Below are 1,491 nucleotides of genomic sequence, written 5' to 3'. Positions count from 1 at the left end.
CAGCGCCGCCGCCAGCCGCCCGAGCCGCCGCGCGCTGTCCGCGTTCAGCCCGACCACCTCGGCCGTCTTCCCCTTCGCGGCGTACTTGGTGACGATCGCGTCCAGCGTCGCCGCCGTCGACGCGTCCCAGACGTGCGCGTCCGCCAGGTCGATCACCACGCGCGCGGGGTCGCCGTCGTAGTCGAACTGGTAGACGAGGTCGTTGGACGACGCGAAGAACAGCGCCCCCGACACCGCGTACCGCCGGACGCCGGGGTCCTCCCCCGCGTCGAGCCGCGTCACCGTCGTCAGGTGGGCGACCCGGCGCGCGAACAGCACCGTCGCGACCAGGACCCCCGACACCACGCCGTACGCGAGGTTGTGCGTGGCGACGGTGACCGCCACGGTCACGAGCATCACCGCGGTCTCGCTCAGCGGCATCCGGCGCAGCGTCGACGGCCGCACCGAGTGCCAGTCGAACGTCGCGACGCACACCATCACCATGACGGCGACCAGCGCGGCCATCGGGATCGCGCCGACCACGTCGCCGAGCACCACGACCAGGACGAGCAGGAACGCGCCGGCCAGGAACGTCGAGATCCGGGTGCGCGCGCCCGAGACCTTCACGTTGATCATCGTCTGGCCGATCATCGCGCAGCCACCCATGCCGCCGAACAGGCCGGACAGGACGTTCGCGGCGCCCTGACCCCAGGCCTCGCGGGTCTTGTCCGAGTGGGTGTCGGTGACGTCGTCGACGAGCTTGGCGGTCATCAGCGACTCGAGCAGCCCGACCAGCGCGAGCCCGACGGCGTACGGCGCGACGACCCGCAGCGTCTCGAGGCTCAGCGGGACGTCGGGCAGCACGAAGGCCGGCAGGCTGTCCGGCAGCTCGCCCTGGTCCCGCACCCGCGGCACGGCCAGCCCGGCGACGACCGTCACGACGGTCAGCAGCACGATCGCCACCAGCGGCGCGGGGACGACCGTCGTGAGCCGCGGCAGCAGCGCGATGATCGCGATCCCCACCGCGACCAGCGGGTAGACCACCCACGGGACGTCGACCAGGTGCGGCAGCTGCGCGACCAGCACCAGGATCGCGAGCGCGTTGACGAACCCCACCATGACCGACCGCGGGATGAACCGCATGAGCCGCGCGACGCCGAGCAGGCCGAGCGCCACCTGGAGCACGCCGCCGAGGATCACGGTCGCGAGCAGGTACGGGACCCCGTGGTCCCGCACGACCGGGGCGACGACGAGCGCGACCGCGCCGGTGGCCGCGGAGATCATCGCCGGCCGGCCGCCGAGGAACGCCAGCGAGACCGCCATGACGAACGACGAGAACAGCCCGACCCGCGGGTCCACCCCGGCGACGATCGAGAACGAGATCGCCTCCGGGATCAGCGCGAGCGCGACGACCAGCCCGCCGAGCACCTCGGTGCGCAGCCGCGCCGGCGACCGCAGCGCCGTGCGCACCGACCAGGAGGCGTCCGCCTCGGGGACGGCGGGGTGCGCGCC

Annotated in this window: 1 protein-coding gene; it reads right to left on the bottom strand. The window is 73.5% G+C overall.

The features are described 5' to 3' along the window. On the bottom strand, positions 1–1,491 hold a 1,491-nt coding region (locus G6556_RS18780), incomplete at both ends, for a SulP family inorganic anion transporter (protein WP_346775011.1).

This window comes from Cellulomonas sp. IC4_254 (assembly GCF_011603975.1).
Taxonomy (GTDB): domain Bacteria; phylum Actinomycetota; class Actinomycetes; order Actinomycetales; family Cellulomonadaceae; genus Cellulomonas.
The sequence above is the reverse complement of the archived record's forward strand: the minus strand, read 5'-3'. Positions and strand labels throughout refer to the sequence as shown.